The following is a 26,731-nucleotide window of genomic DNA, read 5'->3' as shown; positions in this document are numbered from 1 at the left end:
GCCGGAAGAGAAAGAAGGGCCGATCCCCGGAGGATAGAGTACGCACCATGAACCCCGACAGCCTGGCCCGATTGACCGCACGCCTGCGCGACTTTGCCGCCGCACGCGACTGGCAGCCTTTTCACTCGCCGAAAAACCTCGCGATGGCGCTGGCCGGCGAGACCGGCGAGCTGATCGCCGAGTTCCAGTGGCTCACCGAGGCCGAAAGCCACGCGCCCGACGCAGCGCGCCGCCAGCGCATCGAGGACGAGGCGGCCGACGTGATGATCTATCTGCTGCGCCTGGCCGACGGCCTGGGCATCGACCTCATCGCGGCGGCCAACGCGAAGATGGACCGCAACGAGACCCGCTATCCGGTCGAGCGTTCGCGCGGCAGTGCGAAGAAATACGACGAGGCCTGAGCCGCGGCCCTAGGCCGGCGCGAATTCCTCGCGCTGCTCGCGCAGGAAGGGCCGGTCGATCTGCTCGGCGTACAGCTCGATGTCGCGGGGGCGCACCCCGCAGGCGGTGAAGTGCGCCTGCCACTCGGCCACGATGCCGGCGACCTCGCGCACCTCCTTCACCGCCTGGTCCTGGCTCAGGCCGAAGTAGCGCACCATCGAGAGCGCGTTCTCCAGCGTGGAGTCGGCCGCCTCGGTGCCGACGCGCATCTGCTGGTAGCCCAGCGCTTGGCCGGCAGGCAGCACGTCGAAGGCCGGCGCCAGGCGGTAGTGCTGTGCGTCGTCGACCAGCAGCACGTGGTTCTTCTCGTGGTCGTCGGTGTTGTCCAGCAGGATGTTGAACACCATGCGGCGGAACAGCTCCTTCATCTGCGCGACCTGCAGGCCGCCCTGCGCGACGCCGCGGCGGCGCAGCAGCTGGGCCAGCTCCGGATAGCCCATCTCCTCGCCGGCCGCCTTCAGTGCGACGTTGGCCGACAGCGCATGCAACCGGCGCCCGCCCTCGCGGTCGAAACGCCGCACCGCCACTGCATGCCCGTCGACCAGCGGCAGGGCGCGGGTCTCGGCGGTGCGGATGCCGGCGCGCCGCGCCAGTGTCATCGAGGCGTGCTCGACGAGCGGCGTGTCGGCCGGCTCGCCGTCGGAGAACTTGACGATCCAGGGCTCGCCCTCGATCTCGATCAGTGCCTTCGGGCGCGCCCCGCCCATCGTGACGCCCGGCGAGATCAGCCGCTGCTGCTGGGCCGGGATGGGTTCGTTGGAGAGCACCTTGGCGACCAGCTCCTGGATCACGGCCGTGTCGGCCAGGCTGGGCAGCGGGCCGATGGTTCGCGGCAGGTAGCTGTCGGCCGAAGTGGACACGCCCAAGGCGCCGAAGCGGTCGTCGCCGGCGAAGTAGAGGAATTCGAGCAGCGACAGCCGCGGGGGTTTGTCGAGGAAGCGGATGACCCGTTCGCCCCAGCGGTCGGGGCGCGCGTCGTCGACGGCACCGGGGGCCGTGTCCTTGTCCGTCGGGAGGAACTCCTGGGGGTCCAGGGGCAGGTCCTCGCTGAGCGCGAAACCGTGACGCAGCCAGCTGTCGGCATACCGGAAGGACACCGCGCCGCGTCGTGTGCGGACCAGCTGGATCTCGCCGACCAGCACCGGCTGCGCGGGGTCGGTCAGCAGCCAGACGAACAGCTGGTCGCGGAGCTCGTAGCCCCCGGACGGGGCAGGGCGGCTGTTCATGGCTGGCCTTCTTTTTTCTTCCCGCGCAGGCGCGCCTCGACCGAGGCCGGCGAGCGGACCGCGCGCCGCTGCAGCGCCTCCCGCACGTCCATTTCCAGCGCCCCCCGGTCGTGTTCCGGCGCGGCGACCTCGGGCAGGGCCTGGATGCGGCCCATCATCCACAGCGCGGTGGCATAGATGCCGGCGCCCACCCCCGGGTCGCCCTGCTCCATGCGGATCAGGGTGGGCACCGACACGCCGATGCGCTGCGCCCAGACGCGCTGCGTCTCCTTGCGCCGCACCCGGGCGATGGCGAGGTTCTCACCCAGGCGGCGCAAACCGTCGGCGGCGGCGGGCGGCAGGGTAAGCAGAGCGGCCGGGGTTCTTGGCATAACAAAGAGTTTACTCCAAACCCATATTAAGTAAAGTCTTTGTCACCTCAGCACTTCGAGACGGCTGTCTCCGGTCCGCGTAACCGCCCCTCACATGCCCATCTTCATGCCGGCCGGCCGCTGCTTCAGGCGGTCGACATAGGCCTCGATGCGCGGCCGGTCGGGCGGGCCGCCCCACAGGCGCTTCCAGATGAACATCGAGCCGATCATCACATCGGCTGCGGTGAACCACTCGCCGAACAGCCACGGGCCCTCGCCCAGTTCCTTCTCGACCACGTCCTTGGCGGTTTCGAAGTCGGTCCAGCCGCGCGCGGGGGGCGTCTCGAGCTTGAGCAGGGCGTCGCCCATCGCGGGTTCGAGCTGGGTGGTGGCATAGACCATCAGCGAAAGATAGCGGCCCCGCTCGGGGGCGCCGACGGCGGGCGCGAGGCGCGCCTGCGGGTATTTCTCCGCCAGGTACAGGCAGATGGCGGAGTTCTCGAACATCCGCGTCTCGCCATCCACCAGCGCGGGCAGCTTGCCGGCCGGGTTGATCTCCAGGAACTCCGGCGTCTTGTGCTCACGCTTCTCGAAGTCGATGTGGACCAGTTCGTACTCCGCCCGGCATTCGTCGAGCATCCACTTGGCGATGGCGGCGCGGCTCTGCGGGTTGTAGTAAAGCTTCATCGGGGTCTCCTTGAGGGGTGTCGGAGCGGGATGAAAAAGGCGCGGCCCGCTCATGCTACGCAGCCGGCCCACCGTCCGGGCTTGACCCTCACGCAGGGTGAAGGTTCACACCGGAGCCCTGGCCGGGGGAGGCCGCACAGCCGCGAGGCCCAGCCCCCGGCGGCCTCAGGCCAGCCGCTCCACCGAAACCGGATGCAGCGGGCGGCCCCCGGTCTCGAAGGCCGAAAGGTTGCGGATGGTGGTCTCGGCAATCGCCGTCAACGCGTCTTCGGTGAAAAAGGCCTGGTGGGCCGTGACCACCACGTTGGGAAAGGTCAGCAGCCGGGCGAATACGTCGTCCTGGATCACCTGGGCCGAGAGGTCGCGGAAGAAAAGATCGGCTTCCTCCTCGTACACGTCCAGCCCCAGGCTGCCGATCCCCCCCGACTTCAGGCCCTCGATGACGGCGCGCGTGTCGATCACCGCACCCCGGCTGGTGTTGATCAGCATGGCGCCGCGTCGCATGCGCGCGATCGCCGCGGCGTCGATCAGGTGGCGTGTCTGCGGGGTCAGCGGGCAGTGCAAGGTGACGATGTCGCTGGCGGCCAGCAGCTCAGGCAGCGGCACGTAGCGGACACCGGCGCCGAGGCAGGCCTGGTCGGGCCGGGGATCGAAGGCGAGCACGCTGCAGCCGAAGCCCTGCAGGATGCGCGCGACGCACGCGCCGATCTTGCCGGTGCCGACCACGCCGGCGCTGCGGCCGTGCATGTCGAAGCCCAGCAGGCCTTCGAGCGAGAAGTTGCCTTCGCGCACGCGGGCATAGGCGCGGTGTGTCTTGCGGTTGAGCGCGAGCATCAGCGCGACCGTGTGCTCGGCGATGGCGTGCGGCGAATAGTCGGGCACTCGCGCCACACTCACCCCCAGGCGATCGGCGGCCGCGAGATCGACGTTGTTGAAACCGGCGCAGCGCAGCACCACCAGCCGCACACCCTGGCTGGCGAGCCGGGTCAGCACCTCGGCATCGACACGGTCGTTGACGAAAACGCAGACGGCCTGTGCGCCGGCGGCCGTGACGGCCGTGCTGGCCTCGAGCTTCAGCTCGAGGTAGCGAAGACGATGGCGGCCGGCTGTGTTGGCCGCGTCCAGAAAGCGGCGGTCATAGGGTTGGGTGCTGTACACCGCGACGTGCATGGCGGGCTCTCCGAGCGAACGGTCTCTCCCCTAGCAACTCAGGAGCCTGCCGCCGCGAGGACCGGGCGGCGAGCAGGCCCAGCATCCCGAGGCCGGCGCCCAAGAGGATCCCGGGCGCCGGCTCGGCACGCGTGAGGAGCAGTGCGCCCTGCCGGGACAACGTCGAGCCCTCCATCAGGATCTGGCCGGCATCATTGATATCGAGGGGCCTCAAGGTCCTCCACTCTGCAAGCACGGCCGGATCGATCAGGCTCTCCAGCCTGTGCACGACGCCGTTCGTGAAGAGGAAGCTGCCCTGTTCACTCCAGCCGACGATGTCGCCGTGGTTGTTGATGGCCGTTCCTGAACTCCGATCACCGACCAGCGGGCCAAGGTCCTGCATCCGCCCGTCGCTGTAGAGAAACGCACGCCCGCTCTCCCCCTCTGTTCCGAACGCGCCCGTCACCTGACCGCTGTCGTTGATGGAGTGGCCGGTGCTGTAGTCACCGTCCAGTGCACCGAGATCCTGGGTGCGGCCATCGCTGTAGATGAAAGCGTGTTGCTGACCACGCTGGGCCCTGCTCGGCGCTTGACCGGTGATCTGCCCGCTTTCGTTGATGTCGTAGGCCCTGCCGTGACCCAGCTTTGTCATCCGGCCCTGTCGGTAGAGAAAAAACTCCTGAGCGTTTCTGCCGGAGAAGTAGGTGGTGACATGACCCGTCACCTCTCCCTTTTCGTTGAGCGCCGTCGCTTCGGAAGCCGTCTCGCCGACGCTGCCCAGATCTTGCATCCGGCCATCCTCGTACAGAAAGGCATGCGTGTAAGGGATGCCGGCACCAAGGCCGGGGTGCGCCCACCCGGTCACCTGTCCACGGTCGTTGATGTCAACAGCCATGCTGTGGAAATCCCGCGCCACGACACCGAGGTCCTGCCACCTTCCTTTGCTGTAGAGGGCGGCGTTGTAGCCGAGAGACGTTCCCTGGACGGTGCCGACCACATCGCCTTTCCCGTTGAGCGCCTCGGGCCAGAACTCGTACCGTCCCGGGTAGGAATTGGGGGAGAAGAGCGGCATCGCGTGGTAGGCCATTGCGGCATGGACAGGCGGCACCGGCGCCAGCAACAGGCAGGCAGCAAGGCCGGTCCCGACAAGTGCAGTGGTTTGCATCGACGTGCTCCTCGAAAAGGCCGGCATCCGGTGCGATCGCGAGAAACCCCGCGCCCTCGTCGCACCCGAAGCTCCAGGCGATTCCTGAAAGCTAGCGCGCGATGGCATGCCTGCCCCCCGCGCTTACGGGGTGGGCCACTCAGACGGACCGCGAGATCTCGCTCAGTCCAGCCGCACCACCACCTTGCCGAAGTGCCCGCCCGAGGCCAGGCAGGCAAAAGCCTGCGGCACCTCGTCGAAGCCGAACACGCGGTCGATCACCGGCTCGATGCGTGTCATCGTCAAGAACCGCTGCAATTGCTGCTGGTGCTCCGCATTGCCGACCAGCACGCCTTCCAGGCGCTTGCCTCCGAAGAGGATAGGCAGGGGGTCGAAGGCCCGGCCCAGGCCCGCCAGCACACCGATCAGCGCCACCGCGCCGCCGTCGCGCGTCGCCGCCACGGAGCGCTCCAGGGTGCCGGCGCCGCCCACCTCCAGCACCAGATCCACGCCGCGGCCGCCGGTGCGGCGCAGCACCTCGTCCTGCCATTCGGGGTTGTCACGGTAGTTGATCAGCTCATCGGCGCCGAGGGTCCGGGCGCGCGCAAGCTTGGCATCGCTCGAGGAGGTGAGCAGCACGTGCAGGCCGGCCGCCTTGGCCAGCTGCAAGGCCCACACCGACACGCCGCCGGTGCCCAGCAGCAGCACGCTATCGCCCGCTCGGGCACGCCCGTGGACGAACAGCGAGGTCCACGCCGTCACGGCGGCCACCGGGAGGGTGGCGGCCTGCAGGAAGTCGAGCGACTCCGGCACCGGCAGCAGGCCGTTCTCGGACAGCACCACCTCCTCGGCCAGCACGCCGTCGATGCGCCCGCCGAGCGCCGTCTGCGCCACCCCGGCCGGCCGCTCGCCGGCTTGCCAGCCCTGGAAGAAGGTGGTCACCACCCGGTCGCCCGGCTGGAAGCGCTGCACGGCCGAGCCGACCTCCAGCACCTCGCCGGCACCGTCGGATACCGGCACCATCGGACGGTCGCTGCCCACCGGATAGTGGCCACGCACCACCATCAGGTCGCGGTAGTTCAGCGAAACGGCACGCACCCGGACCCGCACTTCGAGCGGCCCGAGCGGCCCGGACGCCAGGTCGACACGCTCCAGGCCAGCGATGTCCTGACCGGGAACGACGCGGTAAGCCTTCATGAAATTCCTCCTGTTTCTTGCGGCCTGTACGCCGCGGGTTGCAGACAGGAGAAAACTCTATCGATGCCCTGGAGGCAACAGTGGTGCATCTTCTTCGGCGATGTGTTTCCCATAAGGCGACAATCTTCTGCCTATCATCCGCGCATGAACGACCGACTCAGTGGCATCGACGTGTTTGTGCAGGCCGTCGAGGCCGGCAGCTTTTCGCTGGCGGCCGAGCGGCTGCTGCTGACCCGGTCGGCGGTCGCCAAGACCATCGCCCGGCTGGAGCAGCGCCTGGGCACGCGACTGTTTCACCGCACCACCCGCTCGCAAAGCCTGACCGACGACGGGCAGGCGTTTTTCGAGCGCTGCGTGCGCGCGCTGGGCGAGCTGGAGGCCGGCGAGGCCGAGCTCGACTCGGGCCGCCGCGAGCCGAGCGGCCGGCTGCGCGTGAGCGCGCCAGTGGTGTTCGGGCGGCACTGCGTGGCGCCGCTGCTGCTGCAGCTGGCGGCACGCCATCCGCGCCTCGACATCGAGATGCATTTCAGCGACCGGGTGGTGGACCTGGTGGACGACGGCTACGACCTGGCCGTGCGCATCGGGCCGCTGCCGGACAGCAGCAGCCTCGCGGCGCGTCGGCTGGGCCAGCAGCGCATGGGCATCTGCGCGGCACCGTCCTATCTGGCGCGCCACGGGCGGCCGGCGAACTTCGACGAGCTGTCGCACCACACCGGCATCCTCTACCACCGCGCCGACGGCGACAAACCCTGGCGGGTGCAGCACGAGGATGGGCAGACCCGTGAGGTGCGCGTCCAGGGGCGGGTGAGGCTGGACGACCTGCAGGCGATCGCCGATGCAGCGGTGGCCGGCGTGGGGCTGGCCTGGCTGCCGTGCTGGCTGATGGCACCCCACCTGGGGAGCGGCGCGCTGGAGCTGGTGTTCAGCAGCCGGCGCGTGGCCTCGGTCGACATCCAGGCGGTATGGCCTCAGTCGCGCTACCTGACGGCGAAGACGCGCGTGGCGATCGATACGCTGGTGGAGGGGATTCCGGCCTTGCTGAGCGCCAGGGCCGGCGCTCAGGGCGGGCCGTCTCATTGCGTTAAGGTAGCGGTTTGACCCGACGAGCGGCCCCATGCTCGCCCGCTCGTCATCTTGATCCGTCTACGCCATGACCCGACTCAACCGCAGAACCGTTCTCGCCGCCGCGCTGGCCAGCGCCGCACTGACCGCTTGCTCGCGCCAGGACAACAACGCCGCCCCGGCTGCCGCAACGCCTGCGGCAGCGGTGAATGCGGAGGAGGCCTACCAGCTGGTCTCCGGCGGCGCGGGCGTGCAGGTGGGCCAGATGATGGCGGCCCATACCGTGTATGTGCTGTTCGACCCGCAGTGTCCGCATTGCGCGACGCTCTGGGCCGAGGCCAAGCCACTGCTCGGCAAGCTGAAGATGGTGTGGATCCCCGTGCAGCTGCTGGGCGCGGATTCGGCGCCGATGGGGGCGGCCATCCTCGCGTCGCCGCAGCCCGTGGAGGCGCTGGAGCGGCATGAGGCGCTGGTCAACCAGCGCGTCAAGCTGACCCCGCCGCAGGCCGATGCGGCCTCGCTGGCGAAGGTGGCGGCCAACACGGAGTTGTTCAAGAAGCTGGGGGCCGAGAGCGTGCCCGTCGTCTATTTCCGCCATGCCAAGACGGGGCAATACGGATCGCATGCCGGCGCGATGCCGACGGCCCAGCTGCAGGAACTCACCGGCGTCTGAGCGGCCGCCTGCCACACAGCTTCAGCATTTTCTTCAAGCTGCCCGCGTGCTTGGGCGGCCTGCTCCGCCCTGACGAACGGCAGGGGCAGGGCACGCCAGTTGCCGCACTTCGATGACAACGGACCCTGCGCCGCGGCGCACGTCCCTGGATCACGACGGCAAGGAGCAGTCATGAAGAAGACCTGGGTACTGGTGGCCGACGAGGCCATCGTTCGCATCCTGCAGATGCCGCAAGACGGCGACGAGCTGGAGGATGTTGAACAGATTACCGACGCCGCGGCACACGCCGACAGCGCCGACCTGCGGCGCGATGCCTACGGCCGCCGCGCGGGCAGCGCCCCGCAAGGCGCGCGCCAGGGCAATGTGCACCGGCTGACCCCCACGTCCAGCATCACCGCCTCGGCCGGCGAGGAGCAGATGCACCTCGAAGCCGAAGGTTTTGCACGTCGCGTGGCCGAGCACCTGAGCGACGCGCTGCACCGCAAACGCTTCGACGAGTTGCGCATCGTCGCGGCACCGCGTTTCCTCGGCATGCTGCGCAAGGCGCTCAGCCATGAGGTGAGCCGCCTGGTGGTCGACGAAGTCGACAAGGACCTGATTCACGAGGCCAACCGCGACATCACGCAGCGGCTGTTCCCCCGGCCGTCGGCGGGGGGTGCGCCGCGTTGAAGGCCGTGTCGCCACGGTAATGCCACGCTGACGCCGCGCTTGCTGCGTCAGCGCTTCTTGCTCTCGTGACCTCGTGGAGGCGGAAGGGGCTGACGGTCGTGCCTCCGCAGCAAGCAGTTCACGAATTACTTGATACCCCAGCACACCTAGGCGAACCAGATGGATCCGACCTGCAGCGCGGCGGATCGGCTCGGTTTCTTCTTCACCTCACCACCTCGACCGCGCCAAAGCCCCACCGTACATCGACCAGATAGGGAATGATCGGTACGGTGCCAGCCGGGGTGTCGAGCAGGATCGGCACCGTTGCTTGCGCCTTGTGCCTCCGGTCTCCCTCACCGGTGCATGTGAAACTCAGCCCATCACATGGCTGGCGTGTACAGGGGGCCGACGCTGTGCCCACGGCAACGCCCTTTCGAGCTGCCCCGCCAACTGAAAGAGGGTCGCCTCATCGCCATACTGACCGACGATCTGCATGCCGATGGGCAGGCCTTCGTGGCTGCTGGCGAGGGGCAGACTCATGGCGGGCTGGCCGGTCATGTTGTAGAGCGCGGTGAAAGGGGCATGCTGGAACACCCGGCGGTAGTGGGCTTCGGCGCTCAAGCCTGCCTCGTTCGCGTTCAAGGTGCCCAGTGGCAGCGGCGGCGCGGCCATCACCGGGGTCAGCAGCACATCGTATTGGGAGAAGAAGGGGGCCACCTGCCGGCAGATGGCATTCATCCACGCCTGAGCTTCGGCCAACTCCAGGGCGGTCATGCGCTTGCCGGCGAGATAGCTGGACCAGCTGCTGGATTCGAGGTTCTCAGGCGACGGAACGCGGCCGACGACTGGAGACAAGGCCGCGACGCCGCTGGCAAGAAACGCGGTCCACAGGCGAAGGTTGGCGGCATGGAACAGCTCTTCGTCGTACTTCGGCTGGGCCTCCTCGACATGGTGACCGAGCGATTGCAGCAGGTTGGCGGTCTTGCGAACTGCGGATACCACTTGCGGGTCGGTGCTGCCCAGTTGCCCTGCATCGACGTGGAAAGCGACCTTGAGACGACGAGGCGCTGTGTGGACCTCGATCGCGTAGGGGCGCTGCGGCCTGGCGATGGTGTAGGGGTCACCGGGCGCAGGCCCTTCCACCGCATCGAGCAAGGCCGCACTGTCGCGCACGCTGCGGGACAGCGCGAAGTCGACGCCCATTCCGAACAGCGGGTCGGCCACCTCGGGCCCGGGTGACACCCGCCCGCGTGTCGGCTTGAGGCCGAACAGCCCGTTGTGGGCAGCGGGGATGCGGATGGAGCCGCCACCATCGGTCGCATGAGCCATCGGGACGATGCCGGCCGCGACAGCGGCTGCCGATCCACCCGAGGAGCCGCCTGCGCTGAGCCGCAGGTCCCAGGGGTTGCGTGTCGGGCCGAAGGCAGCCGGCTCGGTACTCACGTTGAACGCGAATTCAGGTGTATTGGTCCGGCCCAGGCTCACCAACCCTGCCTTCCGGAAGCGGGTCATCAAATAGCTGTCATGCTGCGAACGAAAGACGCCTTGCAGCAGACGGCTGCCCATTTCCCGCGGCACGCCCTGAGCGCCGATGGCGACGTCCTTGAGCAGAAACGGAACGCCTTGGAAGGGGCCGCTGGCGGCCTGCTGCAGCGCGCCGGCGTCCACGGCGATCAGCCCGATGACGGCGTTGATGCGCGGGTTCACGGTTGACATTGCGGCATGCGCGCACTGCGCCAGTTCCTGCGCACTGACCTCACCCTTGCGAACCAGGGCCGCCAGCCCGGTCGCGTCATGGCGTGTGTATTCGGCGGGCGACAGAGCCGCCCGGGCGCCGACCGGCATCAGGGGCAGACCGCTGACTCCCAGTGCGGCGGCGGATTGAACAAACTGGCGGCGTGTCGTGGAGCGAGGAGGGTTCATGGCTGTGGCACGGGTTGATGAGGATCGATCGAAAGGAAGGACCCGGCATGAGGGTGCGGGTGCTGCGGGGCCAGGCACTCGAGCGCCCGCTCCAGTCCTCCCGGCGGCGATCAAAGCGCCAGCTTAGAAGCGCCCCTCCTGATCACCCAGACCTCGCACGCCCGGACACTCTTGCGCAAAGTTGTAGTAATGTCGCGCCGCGACAATGGGGCGCACCTCGGGACCGCTGATGGACAAGTTCGCCGCGATGACAACCTTTGTGCGGGTGGTGGAAGCCGGCACGCTGACCAAAGCGGCCGACTCCATGGGCGTCGGCGCGCCGGCCGTCACGCGACTGATCAATCAGCTCGAAGCCGCGCTGCAGGTCAAGCTGCTGGTGCGCACGACACGCCGCGTCACGGTGACGCCGGCCGGTGCCGAGTACTACGAGCGAGCGCGCCGGGTGCTGTCCGACGTGGACCACCTGGAGTCGATGCTGCTGCAGTCGAAGACCAAACCACGTGGGCGGGTGCGGGTCGATGCCCCGGCCCTGCTGACGCATGCGGTGCTGATCCCGGCGCTGCCCGATTTCCACGCACGCTTTCCCGACATCCAACTCGACCTGGGTGTCAGCGACCGGTCGGTGGACGCGCTGCAAGAGGGCGTGGACTGCGTGGTGCGAGGCGGCCAGCCCACCCACCCCGAGATGGCGTCGCGTCGCATCGGCGAAGCCGCCGTGCTGGCGGTCGCGGCGCCCGACTATCTGGCGCGTCACGGGGTGCCGAAACATCCGCGCGATCTTGAGGCCGGCCACCGGGTCGTGAGCTACTTCCCCTCACGTCAGCGCCGGCCGCTGCCTTTCGACTTCACACGCGGTGATGAGCGCATCGAAGTGCAGGGCAGCTACTCCGTCTGTTTCGACGACACGCATGCCTGCTTGATCGCGACGCTCAATGGCTTGGGGGTGACTTTGGCCTTTCGATTCCTCGCTGAACCTCATTTGCGCACCGGTGCGTTGCGGCCTCTGCTGCTGGACTGGACCTCCGACCCGGTACCCCTGTATGCCGCCTATCCGCGCAACCGCCACCTCAGCCAGCGGGTCCGGGTGTTCATCGATTGGATCGTGGAGCTGATGCAGCGCGAGGGGCTGAACGGAGCCGGCGGCTCCGCTCCCTGAGCACAGACACCGCAAGTGTCCCCCGGCGCGGGGCAGCTGCCCGACTCAGCGCTGTGTCGCCGGTTTCATCCCCACCGCGATGGCTTCGTAGACCACGGCCACGACCTGGTCGCCCGCCTTCACGTCTGCCAGCGCCGCCTTGTCCTTCACCGTGAAGTCCGCCACGCGGCCTTGCGGCCCTTGCAGCCGCACCGTCTGCCGCTGTCGATCGACCGCCAGCACATGGGTCACCAGCGTCGTCCGCCTGTTGGCCTGCAGGCCCGGCTTGCCGTCCTGCGCAACGCGTGCCTCGGCTTCCGCTTCCACCTTTTCGCGGATGCCGTCTCCGCCTTTGCGCAAGGCCACCGCCACGGCGAGCTGGTAGTCCAGGCGCACGAGGTCGCCCGTCTTCACACTGTCCAGCGCCACCGAAGGATCGACCGCGTAGCTTCGATCCAGGCCTTGAGGGCCCTTCACGGTGACGGTGCGCTGCTCGGCATCGACAGCGACGACGGTCCCGGTGACGCTCGCCTGCATGCCAACGGCCCTGACACCGGTCTCGGAAGATGTGGCTTCCACGACCAGCGGTGCGGCCGCCACGAACAACACGGTCAGTGCAAGCGAGGTAAGGAAGGATGGCAAGGACGGCATAGGGTCTCCCGCAAAAAGGGCCGCAGTGGCCTGACAACTCACGATAGGTGCGCCACGCCCGTGCTGCCACTGCGCTCTAGACGGGCATGCGCGCAATGGGCTCCGAGGCGATCAGCCGCGTACCGGTGACGTTTTGAACCGCGTCCAGCTCGACCCCCGGCGCGAGCTCCTTGAGAACCAAGCCGCTCGCGGTCGGCTCCATCACCGCCATCTCGGTCACGATGAGGTCGACCCGACGCGCGGATGTCAACGGCAAGGTGCACTGCTCGACGATCTTCGGCTTGCCCTTGACGGTGTGCGTCATGGCCACGATCACGCGGCGAGCGCCTGTGACGAGGTCCATTGCGCCTCCCATGCCCGGGACCATGCTGCCCGGGACCATCCAATTGGCGAGCCTTCCCGTTTTGTCGACCTGCAAGCCGCCCAGGACGGTGACGTCCAGATGTCCTCCCCGGATCAGGCCGAACGACATGGCGCTGTCGAATGTCGCCGAGCCCGGCAACGCGCTGATCGGATTGCCTCCCGCGTCGGTCAGGTCGTCAGCCTCGAGGCCCTCCTCGGCAACGGCTTGCATGCCGACGATGCCGTTCTCGGACTGAAAGAAGATCTTGGCCTCGCGCGCCACCATCGCGGCCACCAGCGTCGGCAGACCGATGCCCAGGTTCACGAGATAGCCCTCGTGCAGTTCGAGCGCGACACGTCTGGCGATCAGCGTTTTTTCATCCACGGTCTGCCTCCCTGCCGACGAGATGGTCCACGAGCACGGCAGGGGTCATGACGTCATCCGGCGCGATCACCCCGACCGGGACGATCTCCTGCGGTTCTGCGACGACCCTGTCCGCGGCCATCGCCATCAAGGGGTTGAGGTTGCGGGCAGTCATTGCGTAGGCGAGGTTGCCGATGTGGTCGGCCCTTCTCGCGCACACCAAGGCGTACTGGGCGCGCAGCGGAAGCTCGAGCAGGAAGACCCGGCCTTCGATGTCGATCGTGCGCTTGCCCTGCGCCACGATGGTGCCGACTCCCGTCGGCGTGAGCACGCCCCCCAGTCCATAACCACCGGCCCTGATCCGTTCGGCGAGGGTGCCTTGGGGGGACAGCTCCACCTCGACCAGCCCGTCGAGCATCTGCCGCTGTGTCTCCGGGTTCGTACCAATGTGGCTGACGACGAGTCGACGAACCAGACGCGCCGAGATGAGTTTGCCGATCCCGACGCCCGGACGCGCCGTGTCGTTGGCGATGACGCTCAAGTCCTTCTTGCCTTGCCGGACCAGCTCATCGATCAGGCGGCGCGGCGAACCGACGCCCATGAAGCCGCCGATCATCAGCGTCGAGCCGTTCGCCACGGTCTCGATGAGATCGGCTGCCTTGACGGTCTTTCCCACAGCTGCCCTCCAAGGGTGATGAGCGTGTGCGCTCGACGACGCAGGCCTGCCCTGCCGAACGTCAGCGCGCGGTCCAGCCTCCATCCATCGGCAGGGCCGCCCCGGTGATGGAGGCGGCACTGTCCGAGCACAGGAACAGCACCAGGGCGGCGAGCTCCTGCGGCTGGATGAAACGCTTGTTCGGCTGCGAGGCGAGGATCACGTCCTTGACGACCTGCTGCTCCGACATGCGGTGCGCACGCGCCTGCTCCTTGATCTGGCCTTCGAGCAGCGGCGTGTGCACATAGCCTGGGCAGACGGCGTTGCAGGTGATGGCGGTCTCGGCGACTTCGAGCGCGACGGTCTTCGTCAAGCCGATCGTGCCGTGCTTCGCGGCGACATAGGCCGATTTGAAGGGTGACGCGATCAGGCCGTGGGCCGAAGCGATGTTGACGATGCGGCCTCGGTTGCGCCGCTTCATGCCCGGCAGTGCCGCCTTGATCGCAAGGAAGTTGGATGTCAGGTTGATCGCCAGGATCTGCGACCACTTCTCGTCCGGGAACTCGTCCACCGGCGCAATGAACTGGATGCCGGCGTTGTTCACCAGGATGTCGACCGTGCCGAACTGCTGCTCGGCCTCGCTCACCATGCGGCGGACCTGCTCGGCTTGCGCCATGTCGGCCGCCGAGTAGGCGATGCGGACACCCGCTTCAGCCTCGATCCTCGCGCGCAGCTGCTCGATCTGGCTCGCCTCGCCGAAACCGTTCAGCATCACCTTCGCGCCGGCCTGGGCCAGGGCCTCTGCAATGCCCAGCCCAATGCCGCTGGTCGACCCGGTCACGATGGCGGATAGGTCTTTCAGCATGATTGCTTCTCCAGGACAGTTCAGCGATGCATACGACAGCGGTGGCGGTGGTGGCTATTTCTTCGGCTGCTTCTCGACCCAAGTCTGGGTCTCGCGGTTGTACTCATGGGTGCGCACGAACTTCCTGGTGTCTTCGCGGACCTGTTCGCGCGAGAGCTTGTCCATGTCCTTGGGTGCGCCGTCGAGGGGCTTCCAGCTCTGGGATCGCTCGTCCCAGCGGTGTGTGCTCAGGAAGGCATCGCGTTCCGCCTTCATCTCCTCGCGGGTCTTCACACCCACGGGCGGCTCGACATCGTCCTTGAGCGACCAGGTGTTGTTGACCGGATCGAATTCATGGGTCTTCAGGAAATCGTCGCGCTCCATCGTCACGTGTTCACGCGTCTTGCCCGCTTGCGTCGAGGTCTGTGCGTCAGCACACGGGACGAGCCACACAAAGGCGCTGGCAAGCAACGATGCGACAAGACGTGGATATTTCATGTCTATCACTCCAGCAACGAAGGTCCGAGGGTTGGAAGCCCTCTTACGATAGGCGCTGAGGAGGGGCGACACATCAGCGCAAGGGGAAAGGTTGATCACCCGAGACCCAGAGGCCCGCAAGGCAGCCCTTCGGCCCGGACCGACACGCTGCAATGCACCGGTGGGCTCCAGCAAGCAAAGAACCTCAGGGCCGGTGTCACTTGACGGTGTAGCCCCGCCTTCGAGGCAGGCGGCACGAGCTCTTGCAAATGAAAGCTGCTGCTGTTGCAGCGCGGCTTGCTGCTGAGCGGAGGCCTGCTGTGCGGCGGCGTTCTGTCGCCTGCTCTGTCCGCGCGCCGCGACAGCGCCGGCTGCCGCGCCGGCGCCCGCGTCGTCAGCCACGATCTCGCCGACCACGGCTCCTCTCATGGCGCCACGAGCACCGGCACCGGGAGTGGTTTGCGTGGGCGTCGTCGGCGACGCGGCGGCTGCAGCGGCTGGAGGCTGCCGGGCGGGATCGAAGCCGCTCTGTTGGATGGCCCAGCTTTGGCATGCGGCTTCGTCGCTCTTCTGCTGCGCCGGTGTCTGTCCGCGGGCCGGATGGACAAACTGCTGCGCGTGGGCCTGGAGGACCAGCAGCGTGGACAAGGCCAAAAGGCACCAGGATGGTCGAGCCATGTCGTAGACCTCGCGCGATAGACGAAAAGGGAACGGTTGCCGCGACGGTCGCCACGGCAACGCCGATTTGTCATCGTGGCACCCCAGGCAGCAGCAGAACATGCGACCTTGGTCCAATGCCGGGTCGTGTCCTGCCTGCAGCCATGGGGGTCAGCCGGCTGTCGCGGCGGTGAGCGCTATTGAACCTCTGGATTCATTGCGGATCGCCGCTGCAGCGGGCGCAGCTCAGGGCGCCTTGCAGTTCCCCTTGGCGGGGAACTTGGTCGGGCTCTGCGGCTGGCCCCGGTGGATCGCGCGCAGGAAGCGCTGCGAGCAATAGGCCTTCGACGTACTCCAGCTGCCGGCCCACTTCTTGATTTCGAGGTGCAGGTGCGGCGCGCCGGACTGCCCGGTGTTGCCGGAGTAGAGGATCAATTGCCCGGGGCGAACGCGCTCTCCCGGCCCCACGCCCACATACCGGCTGCCATGACAGTAGAGATAGGACAGGCCGTCGTCGCCCTTGATGTTCATCCCGTTGCCGCAGCTGCCTTTCGAGTAGTTGCTGACGACACCGGCGCTGACTGAATAGACCGGTGTGCCGGTCGGCACCATCAGGTCGATGGCCCAGTAGTTGTTGCTCCAGTGGTGCTGCTTGAGCGAGCCGATGGTGCGCTCGAAGGCTGCGAGCGGCAGCGGCAGCACGTAGTCGCCCTTCGGCGGCGGGGGGGACGGTGGCTTGCTGGTGCTCGACGGGCACGCCGGGATGCTGTCGTAGGGGTCCTTGCGGGCATGGAGGTTGGTCGCGGGCATGTAGCCCCAGCCGCGGCGCGATTTGTACTGGGAGGTCGCGCGATCGCCTTGCGTGTAGTACCAGACATTGTTGCCGCCCGCATGGGTCGCGCCGCGCTTGTAGCAGACGAACCAGCTGGTCGTGCTGTCGAGGTAGCCGGTCGTGATCTTGGTGTCGGCATCGCGGTAGAGCTTGACGCCGGCGTCGTTGCGGCCGTACCAGACGGTGGACCAGCTCTTGCCGGTGTTCGGGTCGGAGACCTTCTTTTCCGCTTGCCACAGGTCGGGGCGGCACTCCGGCATGCCCGGGGCCGGATCGACGCTGGTCGTGAGTTTGACGGCCGGCATGTAACCCCAGGACTTGCGCGCGGCCCACCCCGAGCGCGAGGTATCGCCCTGGGAGTAGTACCAGACATTGTTGTTGCCCGCATGCCGCTCGCCACGACGCCAGCAGACGAACCAGCTCTGGGTCGTCTTCATCGTTGCCACCGGCGTGCTGTCGTTCGGGCCGGCATACATCGTCGCACCGGCGGCATTGGTGCAATGAAAGGCCTTTTGCCAGGTCTGGCCGGTGTTGGGGTCGGTATGGCGCTCGGTGCGCTGGGTGCAGGTCCCGGCCGCTGCCGGTGCGCTGTAGAGCAGCGTCAGCGGGAGGGACAGCGCGGCGAGCAGGCCGAGCCGTCTCCTGAGGTTTGTATCAGGCAGGGAAAGGTGCATGCGTGGCCTCCGTACTGTTGTATGTGAGAGTTGAGCCACCGGGGACAACCAACGCCCGACGGATACTGCGGATCTCAAAGTTGAGAACTGAAAACTTCTGATGTGAACTTCATGGCACGACAGAGCCAGCGGCAGGACGGTGTGCCGCGACGTCGTGCCGGGTACTCAGGGCGCGTCGCTGCCCGAGGGCGGTTCGCCTTCGGAGGGCGAGTCGCCCTCCGAGGCGGATTCGTCGTCGTCCGAGGGGGAGTCGCTGTCCCAGCTTGTGTCGCCTTCCGAAAGCGAGTCGCTGTCCCGAGGTTCTTGCGCCTGCAGTTCGAGCATCACCTGGGTGAAGGCGCTGGCTTCCATCTCGTCGAGCGGGATGCCCTGCAGCGCAAGCAAGGCAGCCTGGCGGGCGACCGGACTCTCGCTCGTGTTGCCGGCGACGGCCGTCAGGTCGGCCTTCATCGCTTCGGCGCGTCGCGTGTTGCCCGCGATGCTGTCGGCAGCGGCGATCCGGATGTCTTCACTGGGGTCCCACAAGGCCAGGCGCAGCGTGGCGTCGGTCTGCACGCTCGGGTCCCACACCGACAAGGCCTGCAGGCCCGCGCTGCGCACTGCCGTGTCAGGGTGCCCGGCCAGGACCTGGAGTTGCTGAACCAGCGCGTGCGCCTCGGTGGCGGGACCGTCCTCGGGTTTCGTCAGCGTGGCCATGGCGCTCAGCAGGACCCCGCGGTCCTGCTCGCGCCCCAGTGCCTGCGCCAGCTGCTGGTCCCGCTGCTGCGAGGCGGGCAGCTGCAGCACCAGCTCGAAACCGTCGCGCCGCTGCGTGGCGTCGGCGCTGGCGAGCAGCTGTTGCGAGAAGGCGAGCTGCTCGGGAGCGGGCAGGCCGGACAGCAGCGTCTTGATCAAGCGTTTTTCAATCGGGTCCGCGCCGGCCCTCAGGCGCTGCATCAGCGCTGTCTTCAGGGCCGGGTCGCGGGCCAGGCTGTCCTGCAGTTCGTCCAGGGCCACGCTGTCCGTTCCGGCCTTGTCCTGCCACTTTCCGGCGAGGCGCCGGTAACTTTGCAGGGCGCGGTCGTAGGCCACCTGGCCGGCAGGTGTGACCGGTTCCGCCCCCACCATCCCTCGGGGTCCCGCGGCGGCCGGGAAGGGCACGACGGCTGATCCAGGGGCCGCGGGCGTCGATCCTTGCGGCGGTGCCACAGGCGCGGGCGTCGCCGTCTCCTGGGTCAGCACATGCCAGGCGAGCGCTGCCGCCGCCCCGAAACTCAAGGCGAACAAAGGCAACCGTAGCGATGGTTTGGGAACGAGGGTCATGGTGTCTCGCTCTTCGTGCCGCGCCGGCAGCAAGAAGAGTCGCCTCCTGGTTCTTGTGCGTGATGGCGGCGAGCATGCGGGCTGCACCGTGCTCCCGGTAATGGCATGTATCGACGTCAGCGCCCTCTCGGGCGGCTGAGGCGGCAGCTCACCTGGCGAGCCGACCGGTGACCCGGCCCGCCGGTCCTGAAGCTGTGATACGAGTTTTTCGAACTGCTCCTTCGACCCGCAGGCCGCAGCTCACTGACGGTCGCTGGTGTTGGTGTTCGTAGCGCTGCCCGAGCTGCCTCCCGTCGTCCCGGTACCGCTGCCGGAAGGGCGCTTCTTCTTCGCGTTGCCCGCGGCAGCTGCGCCCTGCGAGCCGGAGCCCGCCGGGGTGGCCGAGTCCTGCGTACCGGTCGGACCGGAGGCGGCACCGCCGGTCGATCTGCCGCTGCCGGTGGTGGTGGTGCCCGCGCTGCCCTGCGTATTCATGCGGACGTTGGTGCCGGGCGCCGGGCCGCTTTCCATGCTGGTACCCGTGCTCTGGCCCGACTGAGCGGCGACCGTGGTGGTCAGCGCGGCGATGGTGACGGACAAGGAAAGTTGGAGGAGAGTTGGACGGATCATGCTGAGGCTCCTTGAATATCCCGGTGCAGGACGGGCGTGGGTGGAAGGTGGGACGCAAGCCTGTTCCCGCCGTGGCGATCAAGTCGACCTTGCGTGAGCGGGTGGCCGTATCGAGCATGCAAGCGGCGTGCTGGGACCGCTGCGCCGGAGCACTGTCAACCGACGACCTTGCGCCGCCAAGGAGCAAGCCGGCGATTGGCCGGGGGTACCTCGTACGAGCTACAGAAGAGGGTAGTTGGTACTTCTTCAGCATCGGGGAGTTGCTGCCCCTCGCTTCTCGCCCGGCAGCTCCGGCCGCCCCGGCATTCAAGTTGCCCAGAGATAATGCATACGAGCCCAGGGCACGGCCTGCTCGCGGGCCTTTCGACGACGACAGGAACTCAGCATGAACCCACCGGACCCCGTGGCACAGCCTGGAGGGAGTTCCGTGTCCATCGGCATCCCTTTCGACAACACCTACGCACGCGAGCTGCCGGGCTTCTACGCCCGCTGCCAGCCAGCGGCCGTGCCGGCCCCTCGGCTGCTGTTCCTGAACCGTGAATTGGCGGTCGAACTGGGGCTCGATGCGGCCGCGCTCGACAGCCCGGAGGGGGCCGCCATCTTCGCCGGCAATGCCGTCCCGGAGGGCGCGGAGCCTCTGGCGCAGGCCTATGCCGGACACCAGTTCGGCGGCTTTTCTCCTCAGCTGGGCGACGGCCGTGCGCTGCTGCTGGGGGAGGTGATCGACCGGCACGGCCGGCGCCGGGACATTGCGCTGAAGGGCTCCGGGCGCACGCCGTTCTCGCGTGGTGGCGACGGCAAGGCGGCGATCGGGCCGATGCTGCGGGAGGTGTTGATCGGCGAGGCGATGTTTGCGCTCGGCATACCCACGACGCGTGCCCTGGCCGCTGCGGCGACCGGCGAAGTGGTCTATCGGGAGGACTCGCTGCCCGGCGCTGTGCTGACGCGGGTCGCATCCAGCCATCTGCGCGTCGGCACCTTCGAGTTCTTTTCGGCACGCGGCGACATCGAGCGGCTGCGGACGCTGGCGGACTACACCATCGCGCGTCATGACGCCGAACTGGCCGGCATGCCCGACCGCTACCTCGGACTGCTGCGCCAGGTGGCGCAGCGGCAAGCCAGCCTCATTGCGCAGTGGATGAGCGTCGGCTTCATCCATGGCGTGATGAACACCGACAACATGTCACTCTCCGGGGAGACCATCGACTATGGGCCCTGCGCCTTCCTCGAGGCCTACGACCCGCAGACCGTGTTCAGCTCGATCGACACCAGGGGTCGCTACGCCTTCGGGAACCAGCCGCTCATCGCACGCTGGAACCTGGCGCGCTTCGCCGAGACGCTGCTGCCGCTGATCGCGGAGGACGAGTCCGAGCCGGCCGTGGCCCGGGCCGTGGCGCAGGCCACCGAGGTGATCGACGACTTCCCGGCGCTGTACCAGGCGGCTTTCCTGAAGCGCCAGCGTGACAAGCTCGGCCTCCAGCAATCCAGCCCGGACGATGACGATCACGACCTGGCGCTGGCCGACGATTGGCTGACCCTGCTGTCCGGGCAGGAGATCGATTTCACGCTGGGTTGGCGGCGGCTCGCCGACGCGGCCGAGGGCAACGAGGCACCGCTGCGCGGCCTGTTCGCCGACACTGCAGGACTCGATGCATGGCTGCAGCGCTGGCGAGCCCGTTGCGAACGCGAGGACCAGGACGCGGCGGCGGGCGGCAGCCGCCGCGCGGTGCGCATGCGGCGCGTCAACCCGTGGCTGATTCCGCGCAACCACCTGGTCGAGGAGGCGCTGGCGGCGGCCTCCGGCAGCGACGACCTTACGCTGTTCAACGCCATGCTGAAGGCCATCGCAGATCCGTATCGGGAAACGCCGGAGCACGCCCGGTATGCCGAGCCGGCACCTCAGGCACTGACGAGCTGCTACAAGACCTTCTGCGGAACCTGATCCGCTGGAGATCTCATGGGCCGGGCAGTCCGGCATGCCGTCCTCTCCCTAACCATGCATGCTTAGAAGGGCATGTCGCGGACCAACAGAATTGCCAGCGGTTTTTTGGGGGTGGCAATTCATGGACTGTCCCGAGGCCTTCGGCGTCGTCGTGCGCGAGCTGCGTCTACAGCGCGGGCTGACCCAAAACGATCTCGCCTTGCGATCCGGCTTGCACTTCAACCAGATCAGCCGCCTGGAGCGCGCCACATCGGTCCCTTCCTTGGTCACGGTCTTTGCGATTGCAGATGCCCTGGAGGTGCGACCGGATGCCCTCGTCACGAGGGTGATGGAGAAAATCACGGCCGGACGGCGGACTTCGAAGTTCTAGTGATGTAGGCCCTGCGGATCATTCGGCAGGCAGCGTGAGGCCAGCCCATCACCGATAGCACTGTTCGACCAACATTTTCTGGTCTGCCTTCGCCCATGAACTGCACTCAGGCCTTCGGCGATACCGTCCGTGTTGAACGCAGACAGCGCGGTCTCACGCAAGGGGATCTTGCGCTGCGCGCAGGCCTGCACCTGAACCAGGTCAGCCGCATCGAACGCGGCGAAGCGGTGCCCAGCTTGCTCACCATTTTTGCGCTCGCCGACGCCTTAGAGATGGGGTCGGATCAACTGATCGCGACAGCGATGCAAAAGATCACAACGGGTCGTCATTCCGGCCAGTAGAGCGACAAAGGCAACTTCCGCCGAACCTCCGATTCCCGCTGGCCCAGCGGAACCGGGAACCGGACTCGGCCTGAAGGGACAAAAGCCGCACGCCGAAGAGAACATCGCGATGTACCTCATCGAGCGGGGCGCGCGCGGCCTGCGCTGGAGCCGGGCGGTGGTCGGCGCGCACTACGACACGAAGTCGGGTTCCCGCTCCTATGTCTGCCAGACCTGCCGGGCATTGATCGAGAGGGTCGGCGGCCGGATCGAGCCGCCCTTCGGAATGTCCTGGTAAGAGGACTGCAACCACGAGTGCCGCACCGGTTCCGGAGCCCCAGACCTATGCCTTGCTGGCGACGGGTCTTGCAGCCCTCGGCGTGGTTGCCCGCCGCAGAGGCCGGGAGGGCGCCCTGGCGTCTTCGCTCACCTGAACTTGACGCGTCGGCGTCACCCGACGAGCCCTGCACGAACCCAGCCTGGCTCGCTGGCCCGCGCGCAGGCTGCCGGCGAACAGCCGGTTTGAGCGGCCGATTCAGGCCTTCGGCGCCGCTGCTGCCAAAGCGTCGTCCACCCGCCGCAACAGCGGACGGTGCAGCGAGCGGGCATGGCGGGGCCAGTGCTTCCAGGCCTGCTCCAGTTCCTGGCGCAAGGTGCGGGCGGTCTGAAGGTCACCGACCGAGGCGGCCCAGATCGCGTATTCCGCACGCGCGTCTACGCTGCCGAAGCGGTTGACGGCGGCCGCGAACTCCGTGCGCGCCGCGTCCGCTTGCCCACTCCGCGCCAGCGCTTGTGCCAGCTGCAGCGTCAGGGCCTCCACCCTGAACTCCGGATGTTCGAGGCGTATCCCGCTCAACATCTGGGCCGCGACCACCGGCTCACCGTTCGCCAGGCGTGCACGCGCCGCCGCGAAGCGGATTTCCGGATCCTTGGCAAACGGTCCTTGCAGGCAGAGGTCGAACTGCTGCACCGCTTCGGCCGTCGCACCGGCGTCGAGCAAGGCCTCGGCCAAGCGCATGTGGTTCTGCGCGGTCGGCGACAGCTCGAACGCTTGCCGGGCTTCGCGCAGCTCGCGTGTCGGGTCGAGCGTCCTGACCGCCAGCGCGGTCACGTTGCGCACACCGCGCTCGACGCGTGACGCGGGCAGGTATTCGACCAGGAAGTAAACGATGCTCCCGAGCAGGGGGAACGAGAACAGGATGAACAGCCAGTACATCTGGCGACCTGTCCTCACCGCATGCACGGCAAAAAACAAAGCCACCAGCATGTGCACGCCCAGACCAATGAACGGCATACCCCACCCCTCGTGCAATCACTGACACCGCGCGTCTTTGCGTAATTCAGGTCGCCCCAGTAGCGCCTTGCGCGGATCGGCTCAAAGTGTAATGCGACGTGACTGGATTGAGGAAGGCCGGCAAGCAGTGCTCCGAATGCTGCGGGCAGCCACCCGCACCTCCTGGTCTGCCTCGGTTCTGGGCGTTCCCTGCTGCCTTCGACAAAGCTGCCGGCTTGTCACGTTCGTGACAGTAAGCGCGGTTGTGAGGCATAGATTGAGGCGCTCGCCCCACGACAACTCAAGAGGAGACACCATGATCCGCAACAGCGTACGGCGACCCCTGAATTTATTGACTTCACTGGGCGTGGCCTTGGGCCTCGCTGCCTGCAGCGTGGCACCACCGACGCGGCCCGACCGCTGGTCGCCGCCGGAGGCCGTCGTCCCGGCATCGGCCTTCAAGGGCGTGCACGGCTTGGCCGTGGATGGCCAGGGGCGCCTGTTGGCGGGCTCTGTGGTCGGCAACGCGATCTGGGAAGTCGACCGCGCGAGCGGCGCCACCAAGGTGTTCATCGGCGCACCGCAGGGCCAGGCCGACGACATCGCCGTCGGCCCCGGCGGAGAGCTGGCCTGGACGGCCTATCTGCAGGGCGCGCTGCACTACCGGGAGCGCGACGAAACGCCGGTGCGCGTGCTCGCTTCCGGACTGCCCGGCTTGAATTCACTGGCCTTCGACCGCCGTAACGGGAAGCTGTATGCGACCCAGGTGTTCCTCGGCGATGCACTGTGGGAAATCGATGTTGCCGGGCAAAAGCCGCCGCGCCTGATCGCGAAGGACCTGGGTGGTCTGAACGGCTTCGAGGTGGGCCCCGACGGCCTGATCTACGGGCCTTTGTGGTTCAAGGGCCAGGTGGTCAAGGTCGATCCCAGCAATGGCAAGGTCACGACCATCAACCACGAGTTCAAGATCCCGGCAGCGGCCAACCTCGACGGCCAGGGCCACCTGTGGGTGGTCGACACCCAGACCGGCGAGCTGTCGAAGGTGGAGCTGGCCAGCGGGCGCAAGACGGTGGTGCAGCCCTTGAACACATCGATCGACAACCTCGCCATCGCCCCCGACGGCACCGTCTATGTCTCGAACATGGCCGACAACTCGGTGCAGGCCTATGACCCCGCCACGGGCCGGGTGCGCACGCTGACCAGCGGTAAGGTCGCGGTGCCCGGTGGGCTCGAGATCGACGGCGACACGCTCTACCTGGCCGACTTGTTCGCGTTTCGGCAGATCGATGTCAAGAGCGGTGCGGTGCGCGACATCTTCCGCATGCATGCGTCCGACATGGAGTACCCGTTCTCGCTCGGCGTGTCACCGCATGGGTTCGCGTTGACCTCGTGGTTCACCGGCACCTTGCAGATCATCGACCGCGCCACCCTCAAGACGCGGGCGATGATCCACGGCCTGAAGGCACCGTCCGACGTCGTGTGGCTGCCCGATGGCAGCCTGGTGTATGCGGAACTCGGGACCGGCACGCTGACGCAGGCCAGTGGGCCCGGGTTCGAGCAGCGCAAGGTGATTGCAACGGGCCTGGAGGGGCCGGTCCAGCTCGCGCTGGCACGCGACGGCGCGGTGTATGTGACGGAGGCCGCGGGCAAGCTGTGGCGCGTCATGCCGGGCGACGGCAGTAAGACGGTGGTGGCCAGCGGCCTCGCCTTGCCCGAGGGCGTCGCGCCGACGCCGTGGGGAACGGTCGTCGTTGCCGAAGCGGCCGCCCGGCGTTTGACCGAGATCGACCCGGCCACCGGCGCGAAGCACACGGTCGCCGAGGACCTGCCGATCGGCTTCGAGGCGGGGCCGGGGATGCCGGCGCCCTACATCCCGACTGGTGTGGCAGTCGGCGCCGACGGCACGGTCTATTTCAGTGCGGATCGGGACAGCGGCATTTACCGCGTGCGGCCCGGGCGGTGATTTGTCGAGGACGCGGCCACTGCGGCCGCGTCCTGGTGGTCAGACCGCCGCAATGGGCTCGGTACGGAAAAAGCAACTCGGCAGGATGGCCTGCTCCAGCATCTCGATGGAGCGAGGCTGGACGTCGTGCTTGGCGAAGTGCTCGCGCCAGCCCTTGACAACTTCAAGCATGCCGTCGATGACGGCCTGCGCCTCGTCGACCGTCAGGCCGAAGGCGCCGCACTCGGACAGCAGGTTGTAGAGACTGGCCGCCCGCCCGAAGCGCCCCACGTTCAGCGCCAGGTCGCGACGCTCTTGCGAAAGCAGCGGCACAGGAACGATGTCGTAGGCCGGCGAGAGACGCCAGCCGGCGGTGGTGCGCAGCAGCGCGTGATTGCGTGGGTGGTCGTCGTTGTTCGTCACCATCGCGTTGAAGACCATCCGGCGGTACAGCTCGAGGCGGTCGGCGGCGTGCTTGGCAGACCAGCGACGCAGCTCGTCGGCCAGCAGCAGGTAGGACCAGCGCTCGCGGCCGCTGTAGCCGTCCTCCGCATCGAGTACGGTCAGGCCCGAGACCAGGCCGTGCCGCGCGTAGGCTTTGGCGTCCGGATTCCACTCGCGGTCGAAGCGCAGCAGCAGGAGCGCCTCGGCCTTGCCGACACGCTCCAGGCGGGTGCCGCAGACGTTGAGCCCCGCGGCGCGGGCGAGCTCGAGGGTGGCGTACTCGATGCGTTGCATGTTGTGCTGGTCACGCTTCTCGGGCAGCTTGGCCAGGTAGATGCGGTGCCCGTCCTCGACGGTGACCTTTGGCCGCGCGCCACCCATGCTGGTACCAGGCTCCAGGTGCTCCAGAACCTCGTGTGGGAGCTTGCCGGTCTCCTCCAACTGGTCCGCTGCCTCGGTGAGCGCCTCGAGCTGGTGAGTTTGGTTGAACGGCCTCGCGGGCCCAGGCGGCGTGACAGAGAGGCCGAAGCGCAGATTGCCGGCGCCATCGTCAGGGCCCTTGATCAGGTACTCCATCTCCGAGATGTCGGACTCGGGGCGCTCCAGCCGGGCCTGAATGATGCGGCGCCCCCAGGCATCCGGGCTGGCGTCGCGTAGAGCGCCAGGGATGCCCTTGAGCTTGGTGAAGTCGATCGGCTGGGTCGTCAGCTTCAGGCCGTAAGGGTCGAGTTCGATGACGTTGGGTCGCTCGAGATAGCGCTTGCCATAGGTGAACGTGCCGCGGAAAGCGCCGGCGCCGATTTCACGCACGCGCAGCGAGGCGCAAGGCACCCACTCGAAGGTGCCGGGCAGCTGGATGTAGACATAGCAGGACTGCTCTTTGTCGGCCACGGCCGCCTCCCTCAGAAGTCGTTGTCAGGGGCCCGCGGGCGCACGCGCTGCGGCCGGCTGGCCGCCTCGAGAATCTTTCCGTGCTCATCCGCATCGGGGTCGGCCACCTTTTTCGCGGAATCGAGCAGGCCCAGTTTCCACAGCACCGCCAAGTAGGTGCCCAGCGCGACGCCCGGCTCACCGTTCTCGATGCGGTAGAGCGTGCGCCGGCCGATGCCGCAGGCATCCGCCAGGTCGTCGGTGGTCATGCGCCGGCGAACACGCGCCGTGCGTATGCGGCGCCCCAGTTCTTGCACGGTCTGGAGGACCTCCAGTGGAAGTTGTTCGGTGGACTCGCGAGTCATGTTTGGCCCCGTAAGGAGGTAGTGGGCCATATTAGGCTCACCTCTCTTCAACGTCAATTGAATGAGCCAAATCTGGCTCGCTGCTTGCCTTAATGTGCCATATACGGCACATCACCCTAGTCGGCCTGGAATGAGGGTCGCAATTGCTCGCGCTGGACCTCCA

The 26,731-nt window shown here is 67.5% G+C and carries 28 protein-coding genes and 1 pseudogene; 11 read left to right on the top strand and 18 right to left on the bottom strand.

What is annotated here, in order from left to right; all coding sequences use genetic code 11:
* The first annotated feature begins 47 nt into the window (after positions 1-47).
* On the top strand, positions 48-401 hold the full coding sequence (locus OOT46_RS11410) for a nucleotide pyrophosphohydrolase (protein WP_265403721.1): 354 nt from the start codon (positions 48-50) through the stop codon (positions 399-401).
* A gap of 9 nt (positions 402-410) precedes the next feature.
* Here the strand turns inward: OOT46_RS11410 and OOT46_RS11405 are convergent, their stop codons facing one another.
* From OOT46_RS11405 to OOT46_RS11380, 6 genes are all read right to left on the bottom strand, one after another.
* Positions 411-1,667: a type II toxin-antitoxin system HipA family toxin gene (locus OOT46_RS11405; RefSeq protein ID WP_265403720.1), complete on the bottom strand. Its 1,257-nt coding sequence runs from the start codon at positions 1,665-1,667 to the stop codon at positions 411-413.
* A complete protein-coding gene (locus tag OOT46_RS11400) occupies positions 1,664-2,038 on the bottom strand; it encodes an XRE family transcriptional regulator (RefSeq protein WP_265403719.1) in 375 nt (124 codons plus the stop codon). The genes OOT46_RS11405 and OOT46_RS11400 overlap by 4 nt, the downstream gene beginning before the upstream one ends.
* Before the next feature lie 90 nt (positions 2,039-2,128).
* Complete coding sequence (locus OOT46_RS11395; RefSeq protein WP_265403718.1) at positions 2,129-2,704, bottom strand: glutathione S-transferase family protein; 576 nt, start codon at positions 2,702-2,704, stop codon at positions 2,129-2,131.
* A gap of 165 nt (positions 2,705-2,869) precedes the next feature.
* Positions 2,870-3,874 (bottom strand): 2-hydroxyacid dehydrogenase, encoded by a 1,005-nt coding sequence (locus tag OOT46_RS11390; RefSeq protein WP_265403717.1) that lies wholly within the window; start codon positions 3,872-3,874, stop codon positions 2,870-2,872.
* The gene (locus OOT46_RS11385) at positions 3,840-5,018 is read right to left on the bottom strand and encodes a hypothetical protein (protein ID WP_265403716.1); all 1,179 of its coding nucleotides are present in this window, start codon (positions 5,016-5,018) and stop codon (positions 3,840-3,842) included. The genes OOT46_RS11390 and OOT46_RS11385 overlap by 35 nt, the downstream gene beginning before the upstream one ends.
* 162 nt (positions 5,019-5,180) lie before the next feature.
* The gene (locus OOT46_RS11380; protein WP_265403715.1) at positions 5,181-6,194 is read right to left on the bottom strand and encodes a zinc-dependent alcohol dehydrogenase family protein; all 1,014 of its coding nucleotides are present in this window, start codon (positions 6,192-6,194) and stop codon (positions 5,181-5,183) included.
* A 144-nt stretch (positions 6,195-6,338) separates the two neighbouring features.
* Between OOT46_RS11380 and OOT46_RS11375 the strand changes: the two genes are divergently transcribed.
* The 3 genes from OOT46_RS11375 (at position 6,339) to OOT46_RS11365 (ending at position 8,598) form a co-directional block, all read left to right on the top strand.
* Positions 6,339-7,292 (top strand): LysR family transcriptional regulator, encoded by a 954-nt coding sequence (locus OOT46_RS11375; protein WP_265403714.1) that lies wholly within the window; start codon positions 6,339-6,341, stop codon positions 7,290-7,292.
* A gap of 52 nt (positions 7,293-7,344) precedes the next feature.
* Positions 7,345-7,929: a thioredoxin fold domain-containing protein gene (locus OOT46_RS11370; protein WP_265403713.1), complete on the top strand. Its 585-nt coding sequence runs from the start codon at positions 7,345-7,347 to the stop codon at positions 7,927-7,929.
* 171 nt (positions 7,930-8,100) lie between these two features.
* The gene (locus OOT46_RS11365; protein WP_265403712.1) at positions 8,101-8,598 is read left to right on the top strand and encodes a host attachment protein; all 498 of its coding nucleotides are present in this window, start codon (positions 8,101-8,103) and stop codon (positions 8,596-8,598) included.
* Positions 8,599-8,949: 351 nt separating this feature from the next.
* Here OOT46_RS11365 and OOT46_RS11360 read toward each other — a convergent pair whose 3' ends face one another.
* On the bottom strand, positions 8,950-10,500 hold the full coding sequence (locus tag OOT46_RS11360; protein ID WP_265403711.1) for an amidase: 1,551 nt from the start codon (positions 10,498-10,500) through the stop codon (positions 8,950-8,952).
* Positions 10,501-10,729: 229 nt separating this feature from the next.
* On the opposite strand from OOT46_RS11360, the gene OOT46_RS11355 reads away from it, so the two are divergent.
* The gene (locus OOT46_RS11355; RefSeq protein ID WP_265403710.1) at positions 10,730-11,656 is read left to right on the top strand and encodes a LysR family transcriptional regulator; all 927 of its coding nucleotides are present in this window, start codon (positions 10,730-10,732) and stop codon (positions 11,654-11,656) included.
* A gap of 45 nt (positions 11,657-11,701) precedes the next feature.
* Here the strand turns inward: OOT46_RS11355 and OOT46_RS11350 are convergent, their stop codons facing one another.
* The 8 genes from OOT46_RS11350 to OOT46_RS11315 form a co-directional block, all read right to left on the bottom strand.
* Entirely contained in the window at positions 11,702-12,286 is a 585-nt protein-coding gene (locus OOT46_RS11350; RefSeq protein ID WP_265403709.1) for a hypothetical protein, read from the bottom strand.
* A gap of 76 nt (positions 12,287-12,362) precedes the next feature.
* On the bottom strand, positions 12,363-13,013 hold the full coding sequence (locus tag OOT46_RS11345) for a 3-oxoacid CoA-transferase subunit B (protein WP_265403708.1): 651 nt from the start codon (positions 13,011-13,013) through the stop codon (positions 12,363-12,365).
* Positions 13,006-13,668, bottom strand: coding sequence for a CoA transferase subunit A (locus tag OOT46_RS11340; protein WP_265403707.1), 663 nt, complete (start codon positions 13,666-13,668; stop codon positions 13,006-13,008). Before OOT46_RS11340 ends, OOT46_RS11345 begins: the two co-directional genes overlap by 8 nt.
* A gap of 61 nt (positions 13,669-13,729) precedes the next feature.
* Positions 13,730-14,512, bottom strand: coding sequence for a 3-hydroxybutyrate dehydrogenase (locus tag OOT46_RS11335; RefSeq protein ID WP_322114251.1), 783 nt, complete (start codon positions 14,510-14,512; stop codon positions 13,730-13,732).
* Between the two features lie 54 nt (positions 14,513-14,566).
* Positions 14,567-15,616, bottom strand: coding sequence for a hypothetical protein (locus OOT46_RS11330; RefSeq protein WP_265403706.1), 1,050 nt, complete (start codon positions 15,614-15,616; stop codon positions 14,567-14,569).
* Between the two features lie 255 nt (positions 15,617-15,871).
* The gene (locus OOT46_RS11325; protein ID WP_265403705.1) at positions 15,872-17,131 is read right to left on the bottom strand and encodes a M23 family metallopeptidase; all 1,260 of its coding nucleotides are present in this window, start codon (positions 17,129-17,131) and stop codon (positions 15,872-15,874) included.
* A 165-nt stretch (positions 17,132-17,296) separates the two neighbouring features.
* Positions 17,297-18,238 (bottom strand): hypothetical protein, encoded by a 942-nt coding sequence (locus OOT46_RS11320; RefSeq protein ID WP_265403704.1) that lies wholly within the window; start codon positions 18,236-18,238, stop codon positions 17,297-17,299.
* A 435-nt stretch (positions 18,239-18,673) separates the two neighbouring features.
* Complete coding sequence (locus tag OOT46_RS11315) at positions 18,674-19,042, bottom strand: hypothetical protein (protein ID WP_265403703.1); 369 nt, start codon at positions 19,040-19,042, stop codon at positions 18,674-18,676.
* 427 nt (positions 19,043-19,469) lie between these two features.
* On the opposite strand from OOT46_RS11315, the gene OOT46_RS11310 reads away from it, so the two are divergent.
* The 5 genes and pseudogenes from OOT46_RS11310 to OOT46_RS11290 form a co-directional block, all read left to right on the top strand.
* A complete protein-coding gene (locus OOT46_RS11310; protein WP_265403702.1) occupies positions 19,470-20,984 on the top strand; it encodes a protein adenylyltransferase SelO in 1,515 nt (504 codons plus the stop codon).
* 121 nt (positions 20,985-21,105) lie between these two features.
* Positions 21,106-21,354 carry a helix-turn-helix domain-containing protein gene (locus OOT46_RS11305; RefSeq protein WP_265403701.1) on the top strand — a complete coding sequence of 83 codons (249 nt, stop codon included), beginning with the start codon at positions 21,106-21,108 and terminating at the stop codon, positions 21,352-21,354.
* Positions 21,355-21,449: 95 nt separating this feature from the next.
* Positions 21,450-21,695, top strand: a complete 246-nt coding sequence (locus OOT46_RS11300) for a helix-turn-helix domain-containing protein (RefSeq protein ID WP_265403700.1) — start codon at positions 21,450-21,452, stop codon at positions 21,693-21,695.
* A gap of 109 nt (positions 21,696-21,804) precedes the next feature.
* Complete coding sequence (locus OOT46_RS11295; protein WP_265403699.1) at positions 21,805-21,972, top strand: hypothetical protein; 168 nt, start codon at positions 21,805-21,807, stop codon at positions 21,970-21,972.
* A gap of 34 nt (positions 21,973-22,006) precedes the next feature.
* Positions 22,007-22,108: pseudogene (locus OOT46_RS11290) on the top strand (PEP-CTERM sorting domain-containing protein); the annotation flags it as partial.
* 101 nt (positions 22,109-22,209) lie between these two features.
* Here the strand turns inward: OOT46_RS11290 and OOT46_RS11285 are convergent.
* Entirely contained in the window at positions 22,210-22,968 is a 759-nt protein-coding gene (locus OOT46_RS11285; RefSeq protein ID WP_265403698.1) for a hypothetical protein, read from the bottom strand.
* A 295-nt stretch (positions 22,969-23,263) separates the two neighbouring features.
* On the opposite strand from OOT46_RS11285, the gene OOT46_RS11280 reads away from it, so the two are divergent.
* Positions 23,264-24,910, top strand: a complete 1,647-nt coding sequence (locus OOT46_RS11280; RefSeq protein ID WP_265403697.1) for a PQQ-binding-like beta-propeller repeat protein — start codon at positions 23,264-23,266, stop codon at positions 24,908-24,910.
* A 39-nt stretch (positions 24,911-24,949) separates the two neighbouring features.
* On the opposite strand, the gene OOT46_RS11275 is transcribed toward OOT46_RS11280, so the two are convergent.
* Both OOT46_RS11275 and OOT46_RS11270 read right to left on the bottom strand, forming a co-directional pair.
* Positions 24,950-26,224, bottom strand: coding sequence for a type II toxin-antitoxin system HipA family toxin (locus OOT46_RS11275; RefSeq protein WP_265403696.1), 1,275 nt, complete (start codon positions 26,222-26,224; stop codon positions 24,950-24,952).
* A gap of 11 nt (positions 26,225-26,235) precedes the next feature.
* Positions 26,236-26,568, bottom strand: a complete 333-nt coding sequence (locus tag OOT46_RS11270) for a helix-turn-helix domain-containing protein (RefSeq protein ID WP_265403695.1) — start codon at positions 26,566-26,568, stop codon at positions 26,236-26,238.
* Positions 26,569-26,731: the final 163 nt, after the last annotated feature.

Origin of the sequence: Aquabacterium sp. A7-Y, assembly GCF_026153205.1 — a bacterium.
Lineage (GTDB): Bacteria > Pseudomonadota > Gammaproteobacteria > Burkholderiales > Burkholderiaceae_C > Caldimonas.
Note: the sequence above shows the minus strand (reverse complement) of the source record. Positions and strands in the feature narration are given on the sequence as shown.

What these genes read in the sequence shown, in the direction of transcription:
- OOT46_RS11410 (WP_265403721.1), top strand. Translation starts at nt 48, where the DNA reads ATGAACCCCGACAGCCTGGCCCGATTGACCGCACGCCTGCGCGACTTT.
- OOT46_RS11405 (WP_265403720.1), bottom strand. Translation starts at nt 1,667, where the DNA reads ATGAACAGCCGCCCTGCCCCGTCCGGGGGCTACGAGCTCCGCGACCAG.
- OOT46_RS11400 (WP_265403719.1), bottom strand. Translation starts at nt 2,038, where the DNA reads ATGCCAAGAACCCCGGCCGCTCTGCTTACCCTGCCGCCCGCCGCCGCC.
- OOT46_RS11395 (WP_265403718.1), bottom strand. Translation starts at nt 2,704, where the DNA reads ATGAAGCTTTACTACAACCCGCAGAGCCGCGCCGCCATCGCCAAGTGG.
- OOT46_RS11390 (WP_265403717.1), bottom strand. Translation starts at nt 3,874, where the DNA reads ATGCACGTCGCGGTGTACAGCACCCAACCCTATGACCGCCGCTTTCTG.
- OOT46_RS11385 (WP_265403716.1), bottom strand. Translation starts at nt 5,018, where the DNA reads ATGCAAACCACTGCACTTGTCGGGACCGGCCTTGCTGCCTGCCTGTTG.
- OOT46_RS11380 (WP_265403715.1), bottom strand. Translation starts at nt 6,194, where the DNA reads ATGAAGGCTTACCGCGTCGTTCCCGGTCAGGACATCGCTGGCCTGGAG.
- OOT46_RS11375 (WP_265403714.1), top strand. Translation starts at nt 6,339, where the DNA reads ATGAACGACCGACTCAGTGGCATCGACGTGTTTGTGCAGGCCGTCGAG.
- OOT46_RS11370 (WP_265403713.1), top strand. Translation starts at nt 7,345, where the DNA reads ATGACCCGACTCAACCGCAGAACCGTTCTCGCCGCCGCGCTGGCCAGC.
- OOT46_RS11365 (WP_265403712.1), top strand. Translation starts at nt 8,101, where the DNA reads ATGAAGAAGACCTGGGTACTGGTGGCCGACGAGGCCATCGTTCGCATC.
- OOT46_RS11360 (WP_265403711.1), bottom strand. Translation starts at nt 10,500, where the DNA reads ATGAACCCTCCTCGCTCCACGACACGCCGCCAGTTTGTTCAATCCGCC.
- OOT46_RS11355 (WP_265403710.1), top strand. Translation starts at nt 10,730, where the DNA reads ATGGACAAGTTCGCCGCGATGACAACCTTTGTGCGGGTGGTGGAAGCC.
- OOT46_RS11350 (WP_265403709.1), bottom strand. Translation starts at nt 12,286, where the DNA reads ATGCCGTCCTTGCCATCCTTCCTTACCTCGCTTGCACTGACCGTGTTG.
- OOT46_RS11335 (WP_322114251.1), bottom strand. Translation starts at nt 14,512, where the DNA reads ATGCTGAAAGACCTATCCGCCATCGTGACCGGGTCGACCAGCGGCATT.
- OOT46_RS11325 (WP_265403705.1), bottom strand. Translation starts at nt 17,131, where the DNA reads ATGCACCTTTCCCTGCCTGATACAAACCTCAGGAGACGGCTCGGCCTG.
- OOT46_RS11320 (WP_265403704.1), bottom strand. Translation starts at nt 18,238, where the DNA reads ATGGTGGGGGCGGAACCGGTCACACCTGCCGGCCAGGTGGCCTACGAC.
- OOT46_RS11315 (WP_265403703.1), bottom strand. Translation starts at nt 19,042, where the DNA reads ATGATCCGTCCAACTCTCCTCCAACTTTCCTTGTCCGTCACCATCGCC.
- OOT46_RS11305 (WP_265403701.1), top strand. Translation starts at nt 21,106, where the DNA reads ATGGACTGTCCCGAGGCCTTCGGCGTCGTCGTGCGCGAGCTGCGTCTA.
- OOT46_RS11300 (WP_265403700.1), top strand. Translation starts at nt 21,450, where the DNA reads ATGAACTGCACTCAGGCCTTCGGCGATACCGTCCGTGTTGAACGCAGA.
- OOT46_RS11295 (WP_265403699.1), top strand. Translation starts at nt 21,805, where the DNA reads ATGTACCTCATCGAGCGGGGCGCGCGCGGCCTGCGCTGGAGCCGGGCG.
- OOT46_RS11285 (WP_265403698.1), bottom strand. Translation starts at nt 22,968, where the DNA reads ATGCCGTTCATTGGTCTGGGCGTGCACATGCTGGTGGCTTTGTTTTTT.
- OOT46_RS11280 (WP_265403697.1), top strand. Translation starts at nt 23,264, where the DNA reads ATGATCCGCAACAGCGTACGGCGACCCCTGAATTTATTGACTTCACTG.
- OOT46_RS11270 (WP_265403695.1), bottom strand. Translation starts at nt 26,568, where the DNA reads ATGACTCGCGAGTCCACCGAACAACTTCCACTGGAGGTCCTCCAGACC.